The sequence below is a fragment of the Mesorhizobium sp. WSM4808 genome, assembly GCF_055811675.1.
In genome coordinates this window covers 209,253-228,555 of sequence record NZ_JBVVQX010000005.1, presented here as the reverse complement: position 1 = coordinate 228,555, position 19,303 = coordinate 209,253, and the positions used below count along the sequence as shown (strand labels likewise).

Annotated in this window: 19 protein-coding genes; 10 read left to right on the top strand and 9 right to left on the bottom strand. The window is 64.1% G+C overall.

Translation table 11 applies throughout. The annotated features are described in order from the left end of the window. Positions 1 to 145: 145 nt before the first annotated feature. From pcaF to AC0L2U_RS11125, 3 genes are read right to left on the bottom strand one after another with little or no spacing between them, the layout of a single operon-like run. The gene (gene pcaF / locus AC0L2U_RS11135) at positions 146 to 1,351 is read right to left on the bottom strand and encodes a 3-oxoadipyl-CoA thiolase (RefSeq protein WP_473601976.1); all 1,206 of its coding nucleotides are present in this window, start codon (positions 1,349 to 1,351) and stop codon (positions 146 to 148) included. 1 nt (position 1,352) lies between these two features. Continuing rightward, a complete protein-coding gene (locus AC0L2U_RS11130) occupies positions 1,353 to 2,150 on the bottom strand; it encodes a CoA-transferase subunit beta (RefSeq protein ID WP_127398818.1) in 798 nt (265 codons plus the stop codon). Further along, positions 2,147 to 3,004 (bottom strand): CoA transferase subunit A, encoded by an 858-nt coding sequence (locus AC0L2U_RS11125; protein WP_292679956.1) that lies wholly within the window; start codon positions 3,002 to 3,004, stop codon positions 2,147 to 2,149. Before AC0L2U_RS11125 ends, AC0L2U_RS11130 begins: the two co-directional genes overlap by 4 nt. Before the next feature lie 122 nt (positions 3,005 to 3,126). On the opposite strand from AC0L2U_RS11125, the gene AC0L2U_RS11120 reads away from it, so the two are divergent. Then, positions 3,127 to 3,897, top strand: a complete 771-nt coding sequence (locus AC0L2U_RS11120; protein ID WP_127398932.1) for an IclR family transcriptional regulator domain-containing protein — start codon at positions 3,127 to 3,129, stop codon at positions 3,895 to 3,897. Positions 3,898 to 4,172: 275 nt separating this feature from the next. On the opposite strand, the gene AC0L2U_RS11115 is transcribed toward AC0L2U_RS11120, so the two are convergent. From AC0L2U_RS11115 to AC0L2U_RS11100, 4 genes are read right to left on the bottom strand one after another with little or no spacing between them, the layout of a single operon-like run. Next, positions 4,173 to 5,474, bottom strand: a complete 1,302-nt coding sequence (locus AC0L2U_RS11115; RefSeq protein ID WP_473601912.1) for an NAD(P)/FAD-dependent oxidoreductase — start codon at positions 5,472 to 5,474, stop codon at positions 4,173 to 4,175. 2 nt (positions 5,475 to 5,476) lie between these two features. Further along, entirely contained in the window at positions 5,477 to 6,856 is a 1,380-nt protein-coding gene (locus AC0L2U_RS11110) for a glutamine synthetase family protein (RefSeq protein ID WP_473601911.1), read from the bottom strand. A 5-nt stretch (positions 6,857 to 6,861) separates the two neighbouring features. Further along, positions 6,862 to 8,145 carry a nucleotide disphospho-sugar-binding domain-containing protein gene (locus AC0L2U_RS11105; RefSeq protein WP_127383340.1) on the bottom strand — a complete coding sequence of 428 codons (1,284 nt, stop codon included), beginning with the start codon at positions 8,143 to 8,145 and terminating at the stop codon, positions 6,862 to 6,864. 10 nt (positions 8,146 to 8,155) lie between these two features. Continuing rightward, positions 8,156 to 9,316 carry a GntR family transcriptional regulator gene (locus tag AC0L2U_RS11100; RefSeq protein ID WP_473601910.1) on the bottom strand — a complete coding sequence of 387 codons (1,161 nt, stop codon included), beginning with the start codon at positions 9,314 to 9,316 and terminating at the stop codon, positions 8,156 to 8,158. Positions 9,317 to 9,334: 18 nt separating this feature from the next. On the opposite strand from AC0L2U_RS11100, the gene AC0L2U_RS11095 reads away from it, so the two are divergent. The 9 genes from AC0L2U_RS11095 to AC0L2U_RS11055 all read left to right on the top strand — a co-directional run bounded on the left by AC0L2U_RS11095 (position 9,335) and on the right by AC0L2U_RS11055 (position 17,344). Then, positions 9,335 to 10,399, top strand: coding sequence for a polyamine ABC transporter substrate-binding protein (locus AC0L2U_RS11095; protein ID WP_128363146.1), 1,065 nt, complete (start codon positions 9,335 to 9,337; stop codon positions 10,397 to 10,399). Between the two features lie 355 nt (positions 10,400 to 10,754). Further along, positions 10,755 to 11,597 carry an ABC transporter permease gene (locus tag AC0L2U_RS11090; protein WP_128289941.1) on the top strand — a complete coding sequence of 281 codons (843 nt, stop codon included), beginning with the start codon at positions 10,755 to 10,757 and terminating at the stop codon, positions 11,595 to 11,597. After that, complete coding sequence (locus AC0L2U_RS11085; protein ID WP_128289929.1) at positions 11,590 to 12,384, top strand: ABC transporter permease; 795 nt, start codon at positions 11,590 to 11,592, stop codon at positions 12,382 to 12,384. The genes AC0L2U_RS11090 and AC0L2U_RS11085 overlap by 8 nt, the downstream gene beginning before the upstream one ends. Continuing rightward, positions 12,381 to 13,454: an ABC transporter ATP-binding protein gene (locus tag AC0L2U_RS11080; protein WP_128289930.1), complete on the top strand. Its 1,074-nt coding sequence runs from the start codon at positions 12,381 to 12,383 to the stop codon at positions 13,452 to 13,454. Before AC0L2U_RS11085 ends, AC0L2U_RS11080 begins: the two co-directional genes overlap by 4 nt. A gap of 12 nt (positions 13,455 to 13,466) precedes the next feature. Then, on the top strand, positions 13,467 to 14,741 hold the full coding sequence (locus tag AC0L2U_RS11075) for a glycosyltransferase (RefSeq protein ID WP_473601909.1): 1,275 nt from the start codon (positions 13,467 to 13,469) through the stop codon (positions 14,739 to 14,741). Beyond that, positions 14,738 to 15,088: a cupin domain-containing protein gene (locus AC0L2U_RS11070; protein WP_127266972.1), complete on the top strand. Its 351-nt coding sequence runs from the start codon at positions 14,738 to 14,740 to the stop codon at positions 15,086 to 15,088. The genes AC0L2U_RS11075 and AC0L2U_RS11070 overlap by 4 nt, the downstream gene beginning before the upstream one ends. Positions 15,089 to 15,105: 17 nt before the next feature. Continuing rightward, the gene (locus AC0L2U_RS11065; protein WP_473601907.1) at positions 15,106 to 15,447 is read left to right on the top strand and encodes a cupin domain-containing protein; all 342 of its coding nucleotides are present in this window, start codon (positions 15,106 to 15,108) and stop codon (positions 15,445 to 15,447) included. Between the two features lie 23 nt (positions 15,448 to 15,470). Next, positions 15,471 to 15,815 carry a cupin domain-containing protein gene (locus AC0L2U_RS11060; protein WP_013528939.1) on the top strand — a complete coding sequence of 115 codons (345 nt, stop codon included), beginning with the start codon at positions 15,471 to 15,473 and terminating at the stop codon, positions 15,813 to 15,815. A 20-nt stretch (positions 15,816 to 15,835) separates the two neighbouring features. Next, a complete protein-coding gene (locus AC0L2U_RS11055; RefSeq protein ID WP_473601906.1) occupies positions 15,836 to 17,344 on the top strand; it encodes an aldehyde dehydrogenase family protein in 1,509 nt (502 codons plus the stop codon). A 119-nt stretch (positions 17,345 to 17,463) separates the two neighbouring features. Here AC0L2U_RS11055 and AC0L2U_RS11050 read toward each other — a convergent pair whose 3' ends face one another. Both AC0L2U_RS11050 and AC0L2U_RS11045 read right to left on the bottom strand, forming a co-directional pair. Beyond that, on the bottom strand, positions 17,464 to 18,240 hold the full coding sequence (locus AC0L2U_RS11050; protein WP_128289936.1) for a hypothetical protein: 777 nt from the start codon (positions 18,238 to 18,240) through the stop codon (positions 17,464 to 17,466). Positions 18,241 to 18,538: 298 nt separating this feature from the next. Beyond that, positions 18,539 to 19,300, bottom strand: a complete 762-nt coding sequence (locus AC0L2U_RS11045) for an SDR family NAD(P)-dependent oxidoreductase (RefSeq protein WP_128289937.1) — start codon at positions 19,298 to 19,300, stop codon at positions 18,539 to 18,541. Positions 19,301 to 19,303: the final 3 nt, after the last annotated feature.

The following is a 19,303-nucleotide window of genomic DNA, read 5'->3' as shown; positions in this document are numbered from 1 at the left end:
CTCTGTTCGACAGCCGTGTCGAGCCGGCTGTTCGTGAAAATGTCAGACGGGGAAGTATGGAACGACGCCAGACTTTTGTCCACGTGGTCAAATTTGAACCGCGCACCGGATTCTTGATCTTAGCCGGCCAAGCAAGGGCCGCCGATCAAACCCGTTCGAGCGCGATCGCGATGCCCTGGCCGACACCGATGCACATCGTGGCAAGCGCATAACGGCCGCCACGTTTGCGAAGCTCCAGCGCCGCCGTGCCGGAGATGCGGGCACCCGACATGCCCAGGGGATGGCCAAGCGCGATGGCGCCGCCATTCGGGTTGACGTGTTCCGCATCCTCGGCAATGCCAAGCTGGCGCAATACGGCGATGCCTTGCGAGGCAAAGGCTTCGTTGAGCTCGATGACATCGAACTGTTTTGGCGTCAGGCCAAGCCGCGCGCAGAGTTTTTGCGTCGCCGGCGCCGGGCCGATGCCCATGATGCGCGGCGCCACACCTACGGCGGCCCCGCCGAGAATGCGGGCGATCGGGGTCAGGCCATATGTCTTCACCGCCGCCTCGGAAGCGACGATCAGCGCCGCCGCCCCGTCATTGACGCCGGAGGCATTGCCGGCCGTGACTGTGCCGCCCTGGCGGAACGGCGTCGGCAGCTTGGCCAGCGCCTCGACCGTTGAGCCAGCGCGGGGGTGTTCATCCTTGCTGACAATGATCGCATCGCCCTTGCGCTGCGGGATGGTCACTGAGGTGATCTCCTTCGCCAGCCTTCCATTGGCTTGGGCCGCGACCGCCTTCTCCTGGCTGCGCACGGCAAAGGCGTCCTGGTCCGCGCGAGAGATGGCGAACTCCTCCGCTACGTTCTCGCCGGTCTCCGGCATCGAATCGACACCGTACTGCTTCTTCATCAGCGGGTTGACGAAGCGCCAGCCGATGGTGGTGTCGTAAATCTCGGCATTGCGCGAGAACGCCGTGTCGGCCTTGGGCATGACGAAGGGCGCCCGGCTCATCGATTCGACACCGCCCGCGACCATCAGCTCCGCCTCGCCGGCCTTGATGGCTCTGGCTGCGATGGTCAGCGCATCCATGCCGGAGCCGCAAAGGCGATTGACCGTCGAGCCGGGAATCTCTTTCGGCAGACCTGCCAGCAGCAGCGCCATGCGCGCCACGTTGCGGTTGTCCTCGCCGGTCTGGTTGGCACAGCCATAGACGACGTCGTCGACAGCCTGCCAGTCGATGCCGGGATTACGCTCGACCAATGCCATCAGCGGTATCGCGCCAAGATCGTCTGATCGTACCGAAGACAGCGAACCGCCGAAGCGGCCGATCGGTGTGCGGATGTAGTCGCAGATATAGGCCTCGGCCATGTCATGCAGCCTTTGCTTTTCCGGTTCCCTCATGCGCCGCCTTGGTGCGGGCCTGCAGGTCGCGCAATGTCTTGAGTTCGAGTTCGCTTGGCGCCGGTGTTTCGTCAAGCGCCTCTGCGAACTTAACCGCCCAGCCACAGGTGTCCTTCACCTGCTGGCGGGTCACGCCGGGATGCAGCGACACGACCGTGAATTCCTTGCTCACCGGATCCGGCTTCCAGATGGCAAGATCGGTGATCAGCAGCGTCGGGCCGGCGGTGTCTATGCCAAGCCGTTTTCGATGGTCACCACCCTCGCCATGGCCGAAGGAGGTGAAGAAGTCGATCTTCTCGACCATGCCGCGCTTGGTCTGCGCCATGGTGATGTAGATCTCCTTCGACGACGTCGCGATCTCCGGCGCGCCGCCGCCGCCGGGCAGCCGGGTCTTGGGATGGAAATAGTCGCCGATGATGGTGGTGTTGATGTTGCCGAACTTGTCGAGCTGCGCCGCACCAAGGAAGCCGATCGAGATGCGGCCGCCCTGCAGCCAGTAGCGGAACATCTCCGGCACCGCGACGGTGGTGATAGCGGTCTCGCACAATTCGCCGTCGCCGATCGACAGCGGCAGCACGTCAGGCGCGGTGCCGATCGTGCCGCTCTCGTAAATCAGGGTGATGTCAGGCGCATGCGTCAGCCGCGCCACATTGCAGGCGGCCGATGGCGCGCCGATGCCGACGAAGCAGACATCGTCGTTGCGCAGCGCGCGGCTGGCGGCGATGGTCATCATCTCGTTGGGGGTGAATCCCGGATTGTCGCTCATGCCGCTTTCCTCAAATGCTCGACCCGGGCCGCGAAATCGTCGGCGCTCTTCTCGATCACGTAGGCCTGCATCCACGCCTGGAATTTCTCGCGGTCGGCGGCGATCTCGTCCCATTCGAGATAGGCCGCATTGTCGCGCGCATAGTAGCCATGCGCGTAGGAGGGATGCGAGCCGCCGGGCACGACCGATATCGCCGCGATCGTCCAGCGCGGCAGCACGGTCAGATTGGGGTGCAGATCGTCGAAATTGTCGACGACTTCCTCGACGGTCACCACAGCGCGTTTGGCCGCCAGCACCGCTTCCTTCTGAATGCCGATGATGCCCTCGACCAGCACATTGCCTTTCCTGTCGGCCTTCTGGGCATGGATGAAGGTGACGTCAGGCCGGATCGAAGGGACAGCGGCCAGCACCTCGCCGGTGAACGGACAGGTCACCGACTTGATGTTCGGGTTGACCGCCGCGAGGCCAGCACCGCGATAGCCGCGAAACACCGCGCAGGGCAGGCCGGCAGCACCCGCTTCATAGGCATTGGCCATGCCGGCATGGCTGTGCTCCTCGATTTCGAGTGAGCGCGGAAAGCCGTTCTCGATGGCATCGCGGGCGCGCCGCAGCAGGCCGACGCCGGGATTGCCGACATAGGAGAAGACGATTTTCTTCGCCATGCCCATGCCGATCATCTGGTCGTAGATCAGGTCCGGCGTCATGCGGATCAGGGTCAGGTCGCGAAAACCCTGGCGGATCGCCTCATGCGCCGCCGCCGTCGGGATCAGATGGGTGAAGCCTTCGAAGGCGACGGAGTCGCCATCTTTCAAATTCTCGGCCACGGCCTGTTTGAGCGGCAGGAACTTGACCATCGCATCGGCTCCGGGTTTTCAGAAAGTTCGTATTGCGAACATATGTTTTGTATGCGATACTTTCTACGCTGAGCGAGGGCGAGGAGTCAATCCTGACGCCGATGCCGTTCCGCGGAGACAAGATGGACGAAGCGGCTGTTTCCCGTGATCATGTCGGCTCGCTCGAGCGCGGCCTCGCCGTCATGGAGATCCTGGCCCGCCATCCCTCGGGCATGACGCTGACAGAAATGGCGGAGGAAGCGGGCCTCACCCGCGCCGGCGCCCGCCGCTTCCTGCTGACACTCACCGCCACCGGCTATGCAACACAGGCCGGCCGCGTGTTCTCGCTGTCGCCGCGCCTGCTGACGGTTGCCCGCACCTGGCTCGGCGGCGCCTCGCTATGGGCCTTCGCCGCGCCCATCATGCGCTCTGTGGCAGCACAACTGAACGAGGCCTGCTCGGCGGCCATCCTGTCGGGTGAGGATGTCGTCTATGTCGCCCGCATTCCCGGCCGCCGCATCCTCAGCGTGTCGCTCGACGTCGGCACCAGGCTGCCGGCCTACTGCACCTCGATGGGACGCATCCTGCTTGCCGGCCTGGCGCCCCAGGAATTGGACGCATTCCTCGGCCAAGCGACGATCGAGAGACGGACGCCGAAGACGATCACCGACAGGCGTTTGTTAGCCAACGCCATCGCCAAGGCGAAGGCCGACGGCTTTGCTATCGTCGATGAGGAGCTGGAGCTCGGCCTGCGCTCCATCGCCGTGCCAATCCGCGACCGGGCAGAGCGCACCGTCGCGGCCATCAACGTCTCGACCCAGTCGGCGCGATTTTCGGTCGCGGAGATGGAGCGAGAAATCCTGCCGGTGCTGCTGGAGGCAAAGCAGCGCATCGAGGATTTCTTCGTCGTCTAATCAAATCGCCCGAAAACTCTTCAAACGCCAGCGCCGCCCCTCATTGCCCTGCCGGGCATTTCTCCCCGTAAACGGGGCGAAAGACGCTGGCCGCAACGCTGGCATCTTTTCTGCACCGCAGACAATTGGCGAAAGCAGCGATGGCAGCGTCCCTCGCCCCGTTTACGGGGAGAGGATGCCGGCAGGCAGGTGAGGGGCAGCGCCAACGTCGGGAGTTGGCGTCTACTAGATCAGGTCCATCATTCCTTGAGCGATGGGTGACAAAGACGATTCTCTCAATGCTTGATACGATCCCGCATCGCGTACCACAGCATGCCCAGCACATAGAGCGGCCCACGCAGCGCCGTGCCGCCGGGGAACGGCATCGGGCTCAGCGTCGAGAACAAATCCAGCCGCGAGGCATCACCCGTGATCGCTTCGGCCAGCAGCTTGCCCGACAGCGTCGACAGGATGACGCCCTTGCCGGAATAGCCATGCGCGAAATACACCTCGCCATAGTGCCCGATATGCGGCAGCCGTGATGTCGTCACCGACACCAGCCCACCCCAGGCGTGATCGATGCGGCAGCCCTTGAGCTGCGGAAAGGTGGCTTCCATGTGCGGCCGCACGAAGCCGGCGATATCGGCCGGCGGTGACGGCGTGTAACGCTCGCCGCCGCCGAACAGCAGGCGTCCATCCGCCGACATGCGGTAGTAGTTGACGACGAAGCGGGTGTCGGACACCGCGACATTGGCCGGGATGACATAGTGCTTGCCCTCCAGCGGCTCGGTGGCGACGATGTAGTTGCCGACCGGCATGATGCGGCTGTTGACGCGCGGCTCCAGCCCATTGAGCAGCGCGTCCCCCGCCAGCACGACATGTCTGGCCCGAACCGATCCCTTTGCCGTCGAGACCCGGATCGAAGGCTCGCGCTCCAGTTTCACCGCCACCGAATTCTCGTGGATGATGACGCCGGCCGCAACTGCCGCACGGGCAAGGCCGAGCGTGTAGTTCAGCGGATGCATGTGGCCGCCGAGCGGCTCGTACATCGCGCCATGATATGACGTGTCGACCTTGGCGCGGGCTTCCGCCGCGGACAGGATCTCGGCATGCGGAAATTTCATCACCGTGGCCAGACACTCGGCCTCTTCCTCGAGATCCCTGAGGTCGGAGCCGTTGACCGCGCCGACCAGATGGCCGGTCAGCCTGAGATCGCAATCGATGGCGTGGCGCTCAATGATATCGAGCACCAGCCCGCGTGCCTCGAAGGCAAGATCGAACAGCACCTTTGCCCGCTCCGGCCCGTAGAGTTTGACCAGGCCCTTGGCGCCCTTGCGCAGGCCGGGGATCATCTGGCCGCCATTGCGGCCCGACGCGCCCCAGCCGATCTTGCCGCCTTCGAGCAGCACCACTTTCACGCCGCGCTCGGCGGCGTGAAGGGCGGCTGACAGGCCGGTGCAGCCGCCACCGACGACCACCAGGTCGGCTTCGACATCGCCGACCAGCGCCGGATGGTCCGGCGCCGGATTGGCAGTGGCGACATAATAGGATTTGGCGATGTCGAGGCCCGAATTGAAACCCGTTGAACTGGAAGCCATGATCACACCTTCAGCAGAAGGTGGTCGCGTTCCCAGCTCGTCACCACGCCCTGGAACAGATCGAGCTCCACGCTCTTGACGCGCAGATAGGTCTGGAAGAAATCCTCGCCGAGCAACTCTCGCACCGGGCCGCAAGCCTCGAAACGGTCGAGCGCCTCCTCCATCGTTTTTGGCAGCGTGCTCTTGATCTTGTAGGCATTGCCCGACGCTTCGGCCGAGCGCGCCAGTTTCTGTTCGACGCCGAGATAGCCGGCGAGAAGCGAGCCGGCGATCGCCAGGTAAGGATTGGAATCCGCACCCGGAAGCCGGTTCTCCACCCGCCGAGCGGAGCGGCCCCCGGCCGGCACGCGCAGGCCGCAGGAACGGTTGTCATGCGACCATTCGATGTTGGCCGGCGCGCTGTGGTTCGGCCTTATGCGACGGTACGAATTCACATTGGGCGCAAACAGCGGCATGATTTCCGGGACATATTTCTGCAGGCCGCCGATGAAATGGCCGAACATTGCGGTGTCGGCATCGTCGCTGCCGGCAAACAGCGTCCTGCCAGCCTCGTCGATGACCGACATGTGCAGATGCATCGAGCTTCCCGCCTGCGCGGCGATCGGCTTGGCCATGAAGGTCGCATGCATTCCGCTTTGCTGCGCGGCCTGGCGCGTCAGCCGCTTGAACAGCAGCACCTTGTCGGCCAGCGGCAGCGCATCGCCATGCAGGAAGTTGATCTCAAGCTGCGCCGTACCCGATTCATGGATCAGCCTGTCGAGCGGCAGGCCGGCCGCCGCCGCATAGTCATAGACGCGCCGGATCACCGGCTCGAACTCCTCGAGCGCGGCCATGTCATAGGGATGCTGCACACCCTCGGCACGGCCATTGGCGCCGATCGGAGCGGTCAGCGGCTGGTCCGGATCGGGATTGGGCGCGGTCAGATAGAATTCGAGCTCCGGCGCCACCACCGCCCGCCAGCCGCGCCTGGCGTAGAGGTCGAGCACGGCGCGCAGCACATGGCGCGGCGAGGCCATCCAGGGCCGGTCGTCCATATGGAAGGCATCGGCGAAGACATAGGCCTTGCCGGGAGTGGCACCCGGCGCCAGGCACAGCGTCGAGACATCGGGCACCATGCGCATGTCCGGGTCCGAATAGGCAAAACCCTCGTCGATCGAGCCGGAGTAGAGGCCGTCGATGCTGACCAGGAAAGCGCTGCTCGGCAGATAGAGCGCGCGATCTTCCAGCGCCTGGAGGAATTTGGCCGTCGGCAAGGCCTTGCCGCGCAGGACGCCGTTCATGTCGGGCACCAGGCACTCGACTTCGTTGATCCCATGCCGGGTCAGCCAGGCCTTGGCGTCATTGCCGCTGAAGAGCGAGATATTCGCGTTGTTGTCAGGCATTTCGTTCACGTCCGTATCAGAGAGAGTATGGCTTGCGCGGCCACATCCGTTCCAGGTTTCAGCGCCATTTGGGCTGCATTGTCCTTGAGGCGGGCGCGCATGGCATCGTCGGCCAGCAGGCCGAGAATGGCTCTCTCCAACACTCCTTCGGTCCAGGCGTCGCGGCCGATATGGTCACCGACGCCGGTTTCTCCGGCGCGGCGCGCATTGTCGTGTCCGTCCCAGCAATAGGGCATGATCAGTGAGGGCACGCCGAAGCGCAGCGCTTCGCAAAAGCTGTTGTTGCCGCCGTGATGGATGAACAGGTCCGACTTCGCCACCACCGAGGGCTGGGGAAACCAGGCGTCGAGATAGACATTGTCCGGCACCGCACGGTAGGCGTCGCGCAGGCCGCCGGCATTGACAATAAAGCGCGCCGGCAGCCTGTCGAAGACGACCAGCATGCGCTCGATCAGGCCGACATCCATGGCGCCGAGGCTGCCGAAGCTGACATAGACTAGCGGCCCCTTGTTGCGCGGAAACACCGGCACTTCGAACGGCCCTTCCGAGCGCACGCAGCCTTCGAGATAGACGAAGCGCGTGGGATCGAGCGGCTCGGCCCGCTCACGACGCACGATCGAAGGCGTCAGCAGCAAATTGAGGTCGGGCGACGCCTCGAGGAACAGGCCCTTCGGCAGCGACGCCAGGCCGGCATCCATGCGAAAGCGATTGAAGCGGTCATGTGCGGGCGCGCAAGCCGCCAGATACCTTGCCTCGAAAGCCGCGCGTTGCGGGTCGTCGGCGCCAAGCCCCGACAGATAGGGCGGCACATTGGCATCCGGCAGCTCGGTCTCGGCGCAGGAGACGACACGCACCCAGGGACAGCCGGCGGCTGATATCGCCGGGAACATGATGACATTGTCGAGCACCACCGCGTCCGGCTTCAGCCGCGCCAGCAATTGGCGCAGCGGCGCCTCGGCATTGACCGCAGTGTCGACGATGGCCTGCCAGGTCGGCGCGACATAGGTTTCCAGCTGGTCGATCGGGCTCAGCCGGAAATGCGGCAGGTGCCGGCGCACGAAAGCCTGCCAGTAGCTCTGGCGTTCGCTGTCGCTCAGCGGCTCGTCGGTCGGCAGCTGGTATTCCTGGAAACCATAGTCGGCAAAGACGCCGGAAAAGCCGGCATGGCAAATGAAGACGGGCCGGGCTCCCTTGGCACGCAATGCCTGCGCGATGCCGACGCAATTCAACGCCGCGCCGAAACTGGCTTCGGGAAACAGCGCGATGGTCGGGCTGGCTTTACGCGTCAATTATTCCTCGTCATTCCGGCCGGCTGATCATGCCGAACAGGGCGGGCGCCCCGCGACTGGCCGCTTGCGGTCGCTGGTTGCGGGAAAGCCGCAGGTGGATGCGAAGCAGATCGGCCGCCACCTCATACTGCAGGCTTTCAAGATGGTCGAGTATAACAAGGTGTTCGCGCAGCGATTGCCGCAAGCGGAAGACGTTGACGCCGGTATAGATGCCCGGCAGCCGGCGCAGCCTGAGGTGATCGGCCAGCGCGTCGGCGATGAAGCGGTTGGCGCAGCCCTCGGCGAGCATGCCGTGAAAATCGATGTCCAGCCGCTGGAACTCGCGTGTATCGAATGCAGCGTCCGGCAGCGCCACCAGCGCTTCCATGCCCTGGCGCAACGCTGCGGCCCGCGCGCCGTCCAGCCGGAAGCCCGGCGTCAGGATGGCCGCGGGTTCCAGCAGCAAGCGGAACTCATAGCTGTCGCCTTGCGCCTCTGGATCGTCGGGCGTGCGCCGAAACAGCCAGGACTGGCCAGGCGCTCGGTCCAACAAATTCTCTTCGGTCAGTTTGTTGAGTGCTTTTAGTACCGTCTTGCGCTCGGCACTGTAGCGCCGTATCAGCCCCGCGACGGTCACCGTCTGGTCCAGCCGACGCGCCGACCGGTCGCGCAGGATCGCCTCGGCCAACTCGTCCTCCTCGGCGGCGGGCAGTTCCGTGGCGACTGAAGCCTGCGCGGTGAGGTCGATGGCCAGGTGATAACCGGAATCTGCCTCCCAGCGCACGACACCCCGTTCAGCGAGCAGGCCGAGAGCCGCCCGCACCGGCGTGCGCGAGACATTGCACAACGAAGCGATCTGCTGCTCCGGCAAGCGTGCGCCGGGCTCAAAACCGCGCTGCCGCGCCACATCCAGGATGCGCTGCGCCAGATCGAGGTGGTTGGTGCGAGGTCGTCGGGCTGCGGCTTGCATGACTGGTCTCGTGGAAAACGACATGACCGCATTGATCTGACCGATCGCCCGCACGGACGCAATCGGCCAGATTTCACGATCGCTTAGCAAATTATGGATTGACGTACTTTTTTCTGCAATAGTACTGTCAGGGCAATCGGCGAGAAAAAGACCGAGGGAACGGGATCGAGGCAGCGGCAAGGGTCGCAAGCGTTGGTCCGGCGAATGCAATTCGACGATCAACCGAAATGGGAGTCTGTCATGACCGCTACCAGCCTGCGGCGCCGTGCGCTGAAAACATCTTCGATCGCACTTGGCCTGGCCTTGGCGCTGTCCGCGCCGGCGACGGCTGCCGACCTCGTCATTTCCAACTGGGACGGCTACATTGCGCCCGACGCCATGGCCGCCTTCAAGACCGCGACCGGCGTTTCGGGCGAAGTGGTGGTGCACGCCACCAATGAAGAGATCATGGGCAAGCTCATTGCCGCCGGCGGCAAGGGCTATGACGTGGTCTTCGTTTCTTCGCCCTTCGCCGAGGTGCTGAACAAGCTCGGCCTGACCGAGCCGATCGACCACGCCAAGATACCGAACCTCACCAATCTCTATCCCGAGGCAACCAAGCTGCCGCACGATGCCGGCAATGCATTCTCGGTGCCCTACACCTGGGGCACGACCGGCCTCTGCTACCGTTCGGACCTGATGAAGGTTGCGCCCACCAGCTGGAGCGACCTGCTCGCGCCATCCGACGAATTGAAGGGCAAGACCACCATGCTGGCGACCGACCGCTGGCTGCTGGCCGCCGGCCAGCTCGACAAGGGCTATTCGGTCAACGAAACCGACCCGGCCAAGATGGCTGAGGTCAAGGATCTGCTGATCTCGGCCAAGAAGACCCTGCTCGCCTATGACGACACCACCTTCTATTCCAAGCTGGTGTCCGGCGAGGCGCTGATGGTGCAGGCATGGGACGGCTGGTGCAATTACGGCATCGCCGAAAAGCCCGAGATCAAATACGTCATTCCCAAGGAAGGCTCCGACCTCTGGGTTGACACGATGGTGGTGATGAAGGCCTCCGCCAACAAGGATGCCGCCTTCCAGTTCATCAACTTCATGCTCGACGCCAAGAACCACGCCTGGGCGGCGCAGAACATCGACTACAAGGTGCCGAACAAGCCAGCCATGGAAAGCCTGCCGGCCGATTTCCTGGCCAAATTCCCCAACATGGCGATGCCGGTGGCCGACCTCGTCAAGTTCGAGCAGTTGCGCGACGTCGGCGACGCCCAGCGCGACTATTCGAAGATCGTCAGCGAGATCAAGGCGGCGCAGTAGGCGGCGCGCCACTTCGGTAGCTGGAAGCAAGCTTGCGTTCCTTCGCACCCCCCTCTGGCCTGCCGGCCATCTCCCCCTCAAGGGGGGAGATTCGCTGGGTTATGGCCTGTCGCCAATCTCCAGCGCAGCACCCCCTCATCCGGCCGCTTCGCGGCCACCTTCTCCCCGTGGGGGAGAAGAGGAAAGCGCCGGCGCCAGCGACCTCCTCTCCCCTCGGGGAGAGGTCGGATTGCCCCGAATTGCCCTTCGCAATTCGGATGGCAATCCGGGTGAGGGGGTCTTTGGTCGCTGAGATGCCCGGCAGGGCAGAGGGGGGTACTTCGTGAAGCACCTCCCCTCCCGCTCCTCCCTGCTGATGGCCCCGGCACTGGCCTGGCTCGCGGCCTTGATGGTGGTGCCGTGCGCGCTGGTGCTGGCGCTCGCCTTCTTCCGGCGCGGCATCTATGGCGGTATCGAATATACCTTTACGCTGGAGAATTTCGGGCTGGTCTTCGATCCGCTCTATGCCGGCATCTTCCTCAATTCGGCGCGCATCGCCGGCACCGCCACCCTGATCGCGGTGGTGATCGGCTATGCCGCCGCCTACGCCATCGCAGCCGCCCCGCGCCGGTGGCAGCCGGTGTTCCTGTTCTTCGCCGTGCTGCCGTTCTGGTCCAATTACCTGATCCGCACCTATGCCTGGATCGTGCTGCTCAACCGCGAAGGCCTGATCACGCAGTTGTTGCGCTGGTTCGGCTACACCGGCGAGCCGCCATCGATGCTCTATACGGAAGGCGCGGTTATCGCCGGTCTGGTCTACAACTATCTCCCCTTCGTCATCCTTGCCTGCTACGCGCCACTGTCGCGCCTCAACCCGGAACTGGCCGAAGCCTCGCGTGACCTCGGCGCCTCTGCCGCCACCACATTCCGGCGTGTCATCCTGCCGCTGACCGTGCCGGGCATCGCCGCCGGCGCGGTGTTCGTCTTCGTGCTGTCGATCGGCAATTTCGTCACGCCCGCGCTGCTTGGCGGCGGCCGCTTCCAGATGATCGGCAACCTCGTCTACGACCAGTTCCTGACCGCCAACGACTGGCCGTTCGGCGCCGCGCTCGCGATGGCGCTGATCGCCATCATGCTTCTGGTGCTGATGGCGCAGGCGCTGGCCGCCAATCGCGCCTCGGGCCACGCCGCGCGAGCCGGCGGAGACACCGATGGCTGAGCGCTCTCCCGCCACGCGGCGCACGCTCTGGCTCGTGCTGAGCCTGGTCTTCGCTTTCCTCTACATCCCGATCGCCGTGCTGGTGGCGCTGTCCTTCAACGAAGGCGGGCTGCCAACGGCGTGGTCGGGATTCTCGCTGAAATGGTATGCCTCGCTGGCCGACAATTCGGCGATCCTCTCCGCCGCGCTCAACACGCTGATCGTGGCACTGGTGTCGACCGCAATCGCAACATTGCTCGGCACGCTGCTGGCGATCGGCATCGAGATGCGCCGGCAGTACGGCAAGGGCCTCGAAGCACTGATCTTCGCGCCGATGATCATTCCCGACATCGTGCTGGCGATCGCGCTGCTGTCGTTCTTCTCGATGCTCAATCTGACCATGGGCCTGCACACGATCATCCTCGCCCATGTCGTCTTCAATCTCGCCTTCGTCTGCTCGGTGGTGCGCGCAAGGCTGAAGAGCTTCGACTGGTCGATCGTCGAGGCCTCCGCCGATCTCGGCGCCTCCGCGCTCACCACGTTCAGGCGGGTGACATTGCCGGTCATCGCGCCGGCGGTGATAGCCGGCGCGCTGCTAGCCTTCACGCTCTCGGTCGACGAGTTCATCATCGCCTTCTTCACCGCCGGCGCCGGCCGCGCATCGACGACGCTGCCGATGCAGATCTACGCCATGATCCGCTTCGGCATTACGCCGGAGATCAACGCGCTGGCGACCATCGTCATGGCGGTCTCGATCACCGCGCTGACCCTGTCGCAGCGGCTCAACCGTGGGATCATAGGCCAATGAGCGAACCCCGCACGCTTCTGGCCATCGATCATGTGTCGAAAAATTTCGGCCGGGTAACCGCCGTCGACGGCATCTCGCTCGACATCCGCGAGAATGAGTTCTTCGCGCTGCTCGGCCCGTCGGGCTGCGGCAAGACCACGCTGCTGCGCATGCTGGCAGGCTTCGAGACGCCCAATGACGGGCGCATCCTGCTCGACGGCCGCGACATTGCCAAAACCCCGCCCAACAAGCGGCCAGTCAATCTGATGTTCCAATCCTATGCCCTGTTTCCTCATATGAGCGTCCGCGCCAATGTCTCCTACGGCCTGGAGATGGAACGTTTGCCGGCGGCTGAAATCCGCTCCCGCGTCGACGCCATCCTGGCGACAACCGAGCTGGTCCCCTTCGCCGACCGCAAGCCGGAGCAACTGTCGGGCGGCCAGAAGCAGCGCGTCGCGCTCGCCCGCGCGCTGGTCAAGCGGCCGCGTCTGCTGCTGCTCGACGAGCCGCTTGGCGCGCTCGACAAGAAACTACGCGGCGCCATGCAGCTGGAACTGAAGCGCCTGCAGCACGAGGTCGGCATTACCTTCGTCATCGTCACCCATGACCAGGAGGAGTCGCTTGTGATGGCCGACCGCATGGCGGTGCTCAAAGACGGCAGACTGCTGCAATGCGACACGCCGCACGCGATCTATGAGCATCCGGCCGACCGTTTCGTCGCCGACTTCATCGGCGTGATGAATTTTGTGCCCGGTAAAGCCGCCACCGACGGTGTAGTGGCTGCCAACGGAGCGCGTATCGCCGGCAAAGTGCCCGCCACACTCACAGCCGGTGCATCTGCTGTCGCGTCGGTGCGGCCCGAGCGCATCCGGCTGTTCCCGTCGGTGGAGACCGCCAACCGCACCACCGGCACGGTCGAGGCGCTGGCCTATCAGGGGCTCGACCTGCAGCTGCATGTCCGCACACCTCTGTCCCCAAAGCCGTTCCTGGTGCGCGTCACCGCTGATGCCGCCGACCGCCGGCCGGTCGCGTCGGGAGATCAGGTCGAACTCGGCTGGGACGCCGCCGATGTCAGAGTTTTCGCAGAATAAAGGAGAAGCCTGATGGCGCAGAAGACGATCGCGTTTTTTCCAGAAGCGGCCTACGGCCCGGCGCTCAATTCCGTCGGCATCGCCCAGGCGGTCGAGGCGCGCGGCCACAAAGCCGTTTTCCTGTCCGACCCCGGCTTTGTCGATGTCTACAAGGGCTACGGTTTCGAGGCGCATCCGGTGAACCTGTCGGAGCCGATGCCGCCCGAGCAGATGGCGAAATTCTGGGAGGATTTCATCAACGGCCACATCCCGAACTTCCGCAAATCGCCTTACGATCAGGTCGACAATTACGTCAAGGATTGCTGGACGGCGATCGTCGACAGCGCCAAATGGGCGCAGAAGGATCTGCCGCGCGTTCTCTCAGCCATCAAGCCGGATGTGATCTGCGTCGACAACGTCATCCTGTTTCCGGCCATCAAGCAGTTCGGCAAACCCTGGGTGCGCGTCATCTCCTGCTCGGAAAACGAGATCGACGACGAGGACATCCCGCCCCATCTCTCCGGCTGCGGCGAGAACGACCACGCCGGTCACCAGCGCTACCGCGATCATTTCAACGCGGTGATCAAGCCGATCCATGACGACTTCAACGCCTTCCTCGCCGCCAACAACGAGGCGCCTTATCCGATCGGCCAGTTCTTCGAGGCCTCGCCCTATTTGAACCTGCTGCTCTATCCCGAAGCGGCAAAGTTCAAGCGCCGCCACCCGCTCGACCCGGCAAAGTTCCAGTATCTGGAAGGCTGCGTGCGGCAGGAGAAACCCTACACGGTGCCGACATTCGCCAAAAACAATGACGGGCCGCTGCTCTATGTCTCCTTCGGCAGCCTCGGCGCCGGCGATGTCGACCTGTTGAAGCGCATTATCGCGACGCTGGGCAAGACGCGCTACCGGGCTCTGGTCAATGTCGGCGGCTACAAGGACCAGTACACGGACGTGCCCGCCAACGTGATCGTCGAGAGCTGGTTCCCGCAGCCTTCGGTTATCCCGCAGGTCGATGCGGTGATCCACCATGGCGGCAACAACTCCTTCACCGAGTGCCTCTATTTCGGCAAGCCGGCGATCATCATGCCCTATGTCTGGGACGGCCACGACAACGCCACCCGCGTAGAGGAAACCGGCCACGGCTTCGGCGTGCCGCGCTACGACTGGACCGATGCCGAGCTGATTGCCAAAATCGAAACCTGCCTGACCGACCCGGCGATGAAAGCGAAGCTGGCGAAGACATCGGCGCAGATGCGCGCGCAGAATGGGCCGGAGAAAGCAGCCGGGTTGCTGGAGACGCTGCTATGACCTCCTCCGCTCCCCACCTCCACCAGGCCTCCACCCGCGCCGATCTCGTCGACTGGGGCGCCCAGCCGGATGCGTTGGACGGTGCCTCCCACTCGACCGGCAAACTCGTGCACAAAGGCCCGAACAACCAGCCGGAATCCGGCATCTGGGTGTGCACGCCAGGCCGCTGGCGCCTGAGCATCCCGCGCGATGAATTGTGCCATTTCGTCGCCGGCCGCGCGACCTACCGGTCCGATGTCGGTGAGCTGATAGAAATCTCCGCCGGGACCGTGGTCATGTTCCCTGCCGGCTGGACGGGTGAATGCACCGTGCATGAGACCATGCGCAACGTCTACATGCTGGCCTGACCACGGAGCTTGACGACATGCCGACACCGTACTGGCCGAAGGCCTCGAGCGTGGAACTGGAGGACTGGGGCGCGGGCAGCAACACGCTCGCCGGTTCGCCGCGCGCCTCGGGCAGGGTCCTGTCCCGGAACCCGGACGGATCGAGCGAATGCGGCCTGTGGTCATGCACGCCGGGCACGCGCAAGGTCACCTTTGGCGCCGACGAGTTCTGCCATTTCCTCTCGGGCCGTGGCAGCTATGTCCATGACGACGGCGAAGAGATCCCGGTCGAGGCCGGCACGCTTGTATTCTTCCCCGCCGGCTGGAACGGCATCTCCATCATCACGCAAACGCTGACCAAGGCCTTCATGTGCCGCTGAGCACTCTTTTCAAGGAAATCGACATGACCACACCCATCATGAAATCCCCGCTCACCATTACCGACCTCGTCGACTGGGGCGTCATACCGACCATGATCGAGGGGCAATCCCACACCTCGGGCAAGCTGCTGTACAAGGGGCCGGAAGGCCGCTCCGAATGCGGGCTTTGGGTCTGCACACCAGGCAAATGGCACTGCCATGTCACCCGCGACGAGTTCTGCCACTTCCTCGAAGGACGCTGCACCTACGTCCATGAATCCGGCGAGGTCATCGAGATCGAACCGGACACCGCAGCCTTCTTCCCGCAGGACTGGAAGGGCGTCTGCACCGTCCATGAGACGATCAAGAAGGTCTACATGATCCGCTGAGCGGATCCGAGAGGATGTCCATGGATTTCTCCCCTGACCGGCCGACCTTCTTCGTCAACCCGGACTACCGGCCGATGGCAGGCACGGCAAAGCCGGTGATCGATCCGGCGACGATCGAAACAGTCGGCGCCATCGCTGCAGCCAGCGATAGCGAGATCGATGCCGTGCTCACCGCCGCGACCAGGGCGCAGGCCGCCTGGAAGAAGCTCGACGCCAAGAGCCGCGCCAAGCACCTGCATGCCGTCGCCAATGCCATCGAGGTGGCCAACTTCACCCGCTGCGCCGAGCTGATGGTGCGCGAGATGGGCAAGCCCTACCCCGAAGCGATCGGCGAGATCGCCAACTGCGCGCCGATCTTCCGCTACTACGCCGAGATGGCGCGCGACGATGCCGGCAAGATCGCCGGCACGACGCAGGCCGGTTCGTTCCAGTATGCGCGCTACGAGCCCTATGGCGTATCCGTCCACATCATGCCCTACAACTTCCCGATCCTGCTGATGTGCTGGACGGTCGCCGCATCGCTCGCCGCCGGCAATGCCTGCGTCATCAAGCCGGCCGAGGCGACGACGCTGTCGACGCTGGACTACATGACCGTGTTCCGCTCGCTGCCGGAAGGGCTGGTCTCCTGCCTGCCTGGTGGAGCGGTCACGGCGCAGGCGCTGATCGCCTCCGAACGCACCCATGCGGTTGCCTTCACCGGCTCGGTCGCCGCCGGCAAGGCGGTGGCGATGGCCTGCGCCGAGCGCATGAAGCCTTGCGTCATCGAGGCAGGCGGCAGCGATCCGCTGATCATCAGCCAAAACGCGCCGCTCGATGTAGCGGCGGCCGGCAGCGTCACCGCGGCCTTCCATCTCACCGGCCAGGTCTGTACCTCCGCCGAGCGTTTCTTCGTCGTCGACGCCGTTCATGACCGCTTCGTCGAGCTGTTCGCCGAAAGGACTCGGGCGCTGCGCATCGGCAACGGCATGGACAAGACCGAGATCGGACCGCTGGTCAGCGAAAGCGCGCGGACAAAGGTGATGCGCCTTGTGGACGACGCCATTGCCCATGGCGCCGTAGCAGTCACCGGCGGGCGCATCCCGCCCGCGCACAACACCGGCTGGTTCTACGAGCCGACGATCCTGACCGGCGTCACCCCGGACATGGCAATCGTGCGCGAAGAATGCTTTGGACCGGTCGCCGCCATCTGCCGGGTCAGGGATTTCGATGAGGCGATCCGGCTTGCCAATGACAGCCCGTTTGGGCTCGGCGCCTCTGTCTTCACCACCGATCTGGCCGAAGCCCACGAGGCGGCTGAACGGCTCGAAGCCGGAATGGTCTGGGTCAACAACCCGCTGATCGACAATGATGCCTTGCCCTTCGGCGGCTGGAAGGCCTCGGGCCTCGGCCGCGAACTCGGACGCCAGGGGCTCGACGCCTTCCGCCGCTCCAAAATGGTGATCATCGACCACAAGCCTGCAATCCAGGAATGGTGGTATCCGTACCCCGACAGCTGGTTCCGCGAGACCGGTGGCCGCAAGCACGTCTGAGTGTTTCGAACCTCGCCAGCTCCGGATAGCCAGTCCATGGCCGGGAAAAAGCGATGCCGCCGGGCGAAGCCCGGCGGCATCTTTCTTCGATTGGCTACTGCCGTTTCAACGGCAAGTCGTTACGGCGTCGTTTCTGCTTCCATCGCGGCGGCCGTCTGGTCGATCTTGTCGGCAAGGACGCCCTGAGCCCAGGACGTGACCGCAGCGTCGACCGGCTTGTTGGCCATATCCGCCAGTGCCGCGTCGAGCGATGCATCATCGGTGCCGACCTCTGCCGCGGCAGCCGCCTCATTGGCGGCGGTGACCTCTGCCTCCTGGGCAGTGATTTCGGCCTCCAGATCCGTTATCTTCCCAGGCAAGGCCGCCTGATCTTCGGGCGTCATGGCCGCAATCTGCTCGGGCGTCAGCGACGTCAGCGCGTTCAACTGCGAATTCAGCGCATCCAGCTTCTCCTGGGCCGCTTCAGCGGCGGCCTGAGCGACCTTGGCTTTGGCGGACTGCGTCACGAAGGCCTGGATGGCAGCGAACTTCTTGCTCTTCGAGTTCATATAGGCGTTGATGTTGCGCTGAAGCGAGTTCAGCCGGCCGAGCTTGGCGTGGATGTTCTTCTCCTTGGGGACCGACGAGACCTTCGTGGTCTTGTCGACCGTGGTGTCGTCCGTTTTGGCCTTTGCCACCTGCCCCCGAGCCGACGACGACTTGCCGTGCGAAGCGCCGCTCTTGCCATTGCTATTGCCGCCGTTACCGCCTGCATTGCCCCCGCCGTTGCCGTTGCCGCCGGCGTTGCCACCGCCATTGCCGCCGCCGTGCCCGTTGCCGCCGGCTCCGGCGAGCGCCGGAGACGCCAGAAGCGCCAATGCGGCAAGCGCCGCGAACAGAGTTTTCCGGTTTGTCATGGTAATCTCCTCGGGAATCGTCACCTGGCCCGACCGCTAGCGACCGTCCTATGAGAAATCGCTAATTGTACAGAGTAAACTTTAGACAAATGCTGTCTCAATACGCGATCTGGCGCTCAGCCCGAAACATAACCATCTGATATTAAACACGAATCAGCGCTCGTGAACGGCGATGGCACTGAAGTCCCATGCCGGCAGGACTATAGTCCTGCCGGCATCCAGCGGCATGGGTGAAAGTCGTGACGTGGTATATCGGAAAGGCTTTGAAACAGGGAAATTGATAAAGAAAGCACAAGTCTCAGCCGATACTTTCACCGCCGTCGATTACCAGCGCCTGGCCGGTCATGAAGGATGAGCGGTCGGAGACGAGGAACAGGATCGCTTCCGCGATCTCATCGGCGCTGGCCCAGCGTCCCATCGGAATCTTGGTGCGGACATAGGTTTCGATCGCCTCGCGTCCGCCCATCTGGGCGATGAACGGTTCGTTGAACGGCGTGTCGACCCAGCCCGGGCAGAGCGCGTTGACGCGGACATTGTGCCGGGCATAGTCGAGCGACATCTGCCGCGTCATTGCCACTACCGCGTGTTTGGAAGTGGCGTAAGCGATCATCTCGCGGTCGTAGAACACGCCCGAATTGGAGGCGGTGTTGAGGATGACACCGCCGCCTCGTGCGATCATCGACGGCATGACCATCCTGGCCGCCAGGAACTGCGCCCGCACATTGACCCGCCATGACGCGTCCATGCCGCCGACCTCGACCTCGGTCAGCGTTCCGCCGACCTGGATGCCGGCGTGATTGTGCAGGATGTCGATGCGCCCGTGCCTCTCGATCGTGCCGGCAATGAGCTTTTCCAGCGCCCCATCGTCCGCGACGTCAGTGGCGATCGCCTCGGCCTGCCCGCCCACTGCCCTTATGTTCGAAGCCGTTGCTTCGCCGGCGGCCTGATCCCTGTCGGCGATGACGACCACCGCGCCTTCCCTGCCCATGATCATGGCGCCGGCGCGCCCGATGCCGGAGCCGGCGCCGGTCACGACGGCGATGCGGTCTTTGAGGATCATGAT